The organism is Thermaurantiacus sp. (assembly GCF_053487655.1).
The window spans coordinates 1-6,083 of sequence record NZ_JBRCLD010000067.1 but is presented as its reverse complement, the minus strand read 5'-3'; the positions used below and the strand labels follow the sequence as shown (position 1 = coordinate 6,083).

Below are 6,083 nucleotides of genomic sequence, written 5' to 3'. Positions count from 1 at the left end.
GGCGGTCGGCAATGATGCGAAGCTCATGATGGGAAAAACCCCCGGCAATGTCGAGGCCATCCGCCCGCTGCGCGATGGCGTCATCGCTGACATCGAAGTCGCCGAGGAAATGATCAAATATTTCATCCACAAGGTGCACGGCTCGTCGCGCCTGCGCTCGTTCCCGGAGATCGTCATCTGCGTTCCCTCCGGCTCCACCCCGGTTGAGCGCCGCGCCATCCGCGATGCGGCCTCCAACGCCGGCGCCTCCCAGGTCCACCTCATCCTCGAGCCCATGGCGGCGGCAATCGGTGCTGGCATGCCGGTCACCGAGCCGATCGGCTCGATGGTCGTCGACATCGGCGGTGGCACCACCGAAGTTGCGGTGCTGTCGCTGCGCGGTCTTGCCTATACGACGAGCGTTCGCGTCGGCGGGGACAAGATGGATGAAGCCATCATCAACTATGTCCGCCGCAACCACAATCTCCTCATCGGCGAGATGACGGCCGAGCGGATCAAGAAAGAGATCGGGACTGCGCGCCCCCCAGCGGACGGAATCGGCCTTGAAATCGACATCAAGGGCCGCGACCTCGTCAATGGCGTACCCAAGGAGATCATCATGAACCAGGGTCAGATCGCCGAGGCCCTGTCCGAGCCCGTCTCCCAGATCATCGAGACCATCCGCATGGCGCTTGAGAACACGGCGCCTGAACTGGCTGCTGACATTGTCGACCAGGGCATCGTCATGACTGGCGGCGGCGCGCTTTTGGGCGGCCTTGATGATGCCCTGCGGGAGGCAACCGGGCTCCCCGTCACTGTTGCCGAGGATCCGCTCTCCTGTGTCGCGCTCGGCACCGGGCGCGCACTTGAGGATCCGGTCTTCCGCGGCGTCCTCATGGCCTCCTGAGGCCAGATGAAGCGCCATTCCGGCCCCGCTTGCCGGACGGGCGCGCGCCTGGCGAGCCGCCCTGCCAAGACCGGGCAGGAGCGCGCATGAACGATCGCGCGCCCCTGGGCAATCGCATCGGCGTCGTGCGGCGGACAAGCTTCGCCCGCCGCGACTTCAACCTCGCGCTCATCGGCGCCCTCGTCTCCGGCGTCATCGTCGCCTTCGCCATCCTCCTCCTCATCCTTGCCCGTGTGGATCCCACCCAGGGCGCGCGGGCGCGGGGCGTCGTCCTCGACGTCCTCTCCCCGGCCATTGCGCTTGTGCGAGCGCCAGTTGCAGGCCTGCGCACCCTTGCTGACCGCCTCTCGGACCATTTCCGGCTGGTGGAACGCAATCGTGCGCTTGAAGCCGAGCTTGCCGCTGCTCGCGCGGCTGCTGCCCGCAGCGCGGAACTTGAAGCCGAGGTCGCCCGGCTGGACGCACTTCTGAAGCTGCGCCGCCCGGAACGCCGCCTTGTTGCCTCAGGCCTTGCTTCCGCCTCAGCCGCCAGCAGCTCGGCCCGAACGGCAACCGTTTCGGTCGGGCGCCGCCATGGCGTCCGCCCGCGCATGCCCGTCCTTGCCTCCGAAGGCCTTGCTGGCCGCATCACGGATACCGGTCTTGTGGCTTCGCGCATGCTGCTGCTGACGGATCCCTCAAGCCGGGTCCCAGTCCGGGTCGAGCGGCTCGGCTGGACCGGCATTGCCCAGGGCACCGGCGGAGCGGATCTCCTGTTCCAGCATGATCCCCAGCCCGGCGGCGTGCCGCTTGCCGTCGGTGACCGGCTTGTCACCAGCGGCGACGGCGGCCTGTTTCCGCCCGGCATCCCGGTTGCCGTCATCACCGACATTGAGGCCAGCCCGCCCCGCGCCCGGCCGGTCGTCCGCCCCTCAGCGCTCGGCCCCGTCAGTGTCGAGGCGCCCTGGCTCCCACCAGCAGAGCCGGTCCCGACCCGCCCGGCTGCCGATGAACCCGATCTGCCCCGCCCCCCAGCTGGCCCTGCTCCTGCGCCAGGCGAGGCGCCACGCGTGCAGCCATGAGCCTCACGCCGAGACCCGTCCGCACCTTCGCGCTCGTCGCCGTCCCTCTTGCCAGCCTGTTGGGGGGCGCGCTGGTCGCTGCACTGCCGCTGCCGCTTGCAACAGGTGCACTCCCCAACTTGCCGCTCATCCTCCTCATCGCTTGGGCAAGTCTTGCGCCACGCCTCCTTCCCCCCTGGAGCCTGTTCCTGGTCGGCCTCGTCCAGGATGCGATCGCTGGCCTGCCACTTGGCGTGATGGCGCTCGTCCTCCCCGTCATCCGGATCGCCATCCGCTTCGGCGAAGACCGGATGATGCTGCGCGATCTTCGCTCCGGCTGGCTCGCGGCTGCCGCCCTTGTCATGCTTGCGGCCGCACTCGAACTCGTCGCCCTTGCCATTGCAAGTCGCGCTGCCGCGCCCGCCGCCCTGCTCCTCCAGGCCGGGCTCACCATCCTCTGCTATCCGCCAGCGCTCGCCTTCGTTGCTGCGCTTGCGGAACGGCTGGCCCGCGCCTGATGCACGCAAGCCGCCTTCAGCAGCTCCGCTTCGAGCGCCGGGCCCTCCTGCTCGGAGGCCTCCAGCTCCTTGCCGGCGGTGTGCTGCTCGGCCGCATGGCCTGGCTCACCGTCCGCGAAGGGGACATGCTCGCCGCGGCAGCCGAAGACAACCGGGTGGCCCTCCGGCTGGTTCCGCCCCGCCGCGGCCTGCTCGTCGATGCAACGGGCCTGCCGCTTGCCGTCAACCGCCCCGCCTATGGCGTTGAGCTCGTGCCAAGCCTTGCTGGCGACCTCGATGCCGCGCTCGACCGGGTCGGGCGCATTGTGCCCTTGTCCGCCGAGGAGCGGGCCGAGCTTCTGGAGACAGCCAAGACCATGCGCGGCTCGGGCGCACTGCGGATCGCCTCCGACATCGGCTGGGAGGCCTATGCGGCGCTCAATGTCGAGCTCGCCGACATGGCCGGGCTGCAGCCCGTGCGTACCTACATCCGCCACTATCCCGGCGGCGAGGCCTTTGCCCACGCGCTCGGCTATGTCGGCAAGCCCACGCGCAAACAGTGGCAGGAGACAGGCGATCCGCTCTTCCTCGACCCCGGCTTCCGGGTCGGCAAAGAAGGCGCCGAGCGCGGTCTTGAAGCGCGGCTGCGCGGCACACCCGGTGCAGAGCGCGTGGAAGTCAATGCCCGCGGCCGCATCTTGCGCCAGCTCGACAGCCGGCCCGACATGCCGGGCGAGACCATCCGCCTCACCATCGACCGTGGCCTCCAGGCCCATCTTGCCGCCTTCCTCGGCGAACAGAGCGCAAGCGTCGTCGTCATCGATTGCCTGACGGGGGCCATCAAGTGCCTGCTTTCCATGCCAGCCTTCGATCCCGACATATTTTCGAACCGGATCCCCTCGGCCATGTGGAAGGCGATGCAAGCGGATGAAAAGAAGCCTCTCCTTCCCAAGGCCACCCAGGGGCTCTACGTCCCCGGCTCCACCTTCAAGATGGTGACCGCCCTCGCCGCCCTTGCGGAAGGCGTGCCGCCGACCGACACCGTCGGCTGCTCTGGCCGCTACACCGTGGGGGGGCGCAGCTGGCACTGTCACCGCCGCGGCGGCCACGGCCGGGTGGCCATGGAGCGGGCCATCGCTGTGTCGTGCAATGTCTTTTTCTACGCAACCGCCCGCCGCATCGGCAATGAGGCCGTTGCCGACATGGCAAGGATGCTCGGCCTTGGCCAGACCTTCCCGCAGCTTCCCATCCCCTCGCTCAGGGCCGGCATCGTCCCCGACGCCGCCTGGAAGCGCAAGCGCTTTGGCAGCGAATGGACGGTTGCAGACACGCTCAATACCGCAATCGGCCAGGGCGCATTGTTCGTAAGCCCGCTCCAGCTTGCAGTCATGACCGCGCGCATTGCCTCAGGCCGAATGGTCGAGCCCGGCCTCCTCGCCGATGTGGCCCCTGCAGCCTTTCCTCCGCTCCCCATCCCGCCCGATTGGCTCGATGTGGTGCGCAGGGGCATGCGCGACGTCGTCAACGCGCCCGGCGGCACGGCGCGGCGGGCCCGCCTGCCCATCGCGGGAATTGAACTTGCCGGCAAGACCGGCACTGCCCAGGTCCGCATCATCTCTGCTGCCGAGCGCCGCCGCGGCGTGCGGCGCAACGAGAGCTTGCCCTGGCGCCTGCGCGATCATGGCCTTTTCGTCGGCTTCGCCCCAGCAGACCGGCCACGCTACGCGGTCGCCGTCGTCGTCGAGCATGGCATGTCGGGCGCACGCGCTGCGGCCCCGATTGCACGCCAGGCCATGACCTACATCTACGCACGCGAGCGGGCCGAAGCCGAACTGGCACGGCTGGAAGCGGATCGCGCCCGCCGCCGTGCCGCCGCCGAAGCTGCCCGCCGTGCTGCTGCTGAAGCCGCTGCTGCCGCGGCTGCCGCTCCTGCTGCGGCGCCACCAGTCGCCTTGCCGCAGCCATGATGGGCATGCTCAACGCCCGCTGGCCGCAACAGCTTCGGGACCAGCCCTGGGGCATCGTCATCGTCGTGCTTGCACTCGGCGGCTTCGGTGCCCTCGTGCTCTATTCCGCGGCCGGCGGCAGCCTCACGCCCTGGGCTGGCAACCACCTCTTAAGACTGGCGGTCTTGAGCATCCTCATGCTCGCCATCGGTCTCCTGCCGCCCGGTCTTTGGCTGCGGATCGCCTTTCCCTTCTACGCTATCACGCTCCTCGCCCTCGTCTTGGTCGAGCTCATCGGCTCCATCAGCGGCGGTGCGCAGCGCTGGCTCGATATCGGGTTCATGCGGCTGCAACCGTCCGAGTTCATGAAGCTTGCCCTCGTCCTTGCGCTTGCGCGCGTCTACCAGTTCCTGCCGCTTGCCTATATCGGGCGGCCCCTTGGCCTCTGGTTGCCCCTTCTCCTCATCGCCCTGCCGTTCGGCCTGGTCATGCTCCAGCCCGATCTCGACAGCGCCATAACCTATGTTGCCGCTGGGGCCACGATGATGTTCCTGGCCGGGCTTTCGATCTGGTATTTCCTTATCCCGGGGGCGATTGTCGCAGCTTCGCTGCCGCTCCTCTTCAACCTGCTCCACGATTACCAGAAGGCCCGGGTCCTCATCTTCCTCAATCCCGGCGCTGATCCGCTGGGCGCTGGCTACCACATCACCCAGTCCAAGATCGCGATCGGCTCGGGCGGAATCACAGGCAAGGGCTTTCTTGAGGGCTCGCAAAGCCACCTTTCCTACCTTCCCGAGCCACACACGGACTTCATCTTCGCCACCATGGCCGAAGAATGGGGCCTGCTTGGCGGCTTTGCCGTCCTTGCCGGCTATGGTGTCCTCTTGGCCTGGGGCTGGCGGGTGGCGTTTCGCGCCACTGGCACCTTTGAGCGGCTGGTCGCAGGCGGCCTCACCATGAGCCTCTTCTACAATGTCGTCATCAACCTCATGATGGTAATGGGGCTCGCCCCTGTTGCCGGGCTGCCGCTGCCGCTCATGAGCTATGGCGGGAGCTCCATGCTCACCATCATGCCTGCGCTCGGGATCCTGATCGGGATTGACCAGGAGAACCGCCGCCGCACCAGTCCGCGCTTGCACACCGAGGGCTGGACACACCGCCCCCGCCTTGCTAACCGCCGCGCCCGCTTCCCGGGCGTGGACGCATAGCTCAGTCGGTAGAGCAGCTGACTCTTAATCAGCGGGTCCTAGGTTCGAGCCCTAGTGCGTCCACCAACTCTTTCAATGGGTTAGAGCTAAGCGACAGCTTGTGAATGGGCACTTACGGGCTGCCGGCAATCAAATAGCAAGCAAGCGCTTCTGTCTGCACGAAATTCGGCCCCCTCGTTAGGAAAACGAATGTCCAGCAAGGAAGTCGACAAACTCATCTATTCCCGTCTAGATTGGTGGATGCGAGACGCTGCACGTCTATCGGACATGGGCAGAGCCTCTGAAGCCGAGCATGTCGTGTCTTACGATAAAAGCACAGTAAATAGATCAATCGTCTATTTAAGAGAATATGTCGTTATGATCGTGTCTCTGTTGGACAGCATGAACAAGCAGTTGCGCTGGATTCGGTATATATTAATCACAATATTGGCTTTCACGACTTTGAAGATAATTGGCGGCCTGTAAATTCTACTCAGGATGAAGCCTCGGCCCGTAGCCCCCACACC

5 protein-coding genes and 1 tRNA gene are annotated in these 6,083 nt (G+C 66.5%); all 6 read left to right on the top strand.

Annotated elements, in window-relative coordinates:
- Positions 1 to 886: rod shape-determining protein (locus ACWIQA_RS07150; protein WP_448582381.1), on the top strand; the 886-nt coding region annotated here is incomplete at its 5' end.
- 86 nt (positions 887 to 972) lie between these two features.
- On the top strand, positions 973 to 1,947 hold the full coding sequence (gene mreC / locus ACWIQA_RS07145) for a rod shape-determining protein MreC (RefSeq protein ID WP_448582380.1): 975 nt from the start codon (positions 973 to 975) through the stop codon (positions 1,945 to 1,947).
- On the top strand, positions 1,944 to 2,444 hold the full coding sequence (gene mreD, locus ACWIQA_RS07140) for a rod shape-determining protein MreD (protein WP_448582379.1): 501 nt from the start codon (positions 1,944 to 1,946) through the stop codon (positions 2,442 to 2,444). Before mreC ends, mreD begins: the two co-directional genes overlap by 4 nt.
- Positions 2,444 to 4,390, top strand: a complete 1,947-nt coding sequence (gene mrdA, locus ACWIQA_RS07135) for a penicillin-binding protein 2 (RefSeq protein WP_448582378.1) — start codon at positions 2,444 to 2,446, stop codon at positions 4,388 to 4,390. Before mreD ends, mrdA begins: the two co-directional genes overlap by 1 nt.
- Positions 4,390 to 5,577 carry a rod shape-determining protein RodA gene (gene rodA, locus ACWIQA_RS07130; protein ID WP_448582382.1) on the top strand — a complete coding sequence of 396 codons (1,188 nt, stop codon included), beginning with the start codon at positions 4,390 to 4,392 and terminating at the stop codon, positions 5,575 to 5,577. Before mrdA ends, rodA begins: the two co-directional genes overlap by 1 nt.
- Positions 5,568 to 5,643, top strand: a tRNA-Lys gene (locus ACWIQA_RS07125). Before rodA ends, ACWIQA_RS07125 begins: the two co-directional genes overlap by 10 nt.
- The last annotated feature ends 440 nt before the right edge of the window (positions 5,644 to 6,083 follow it).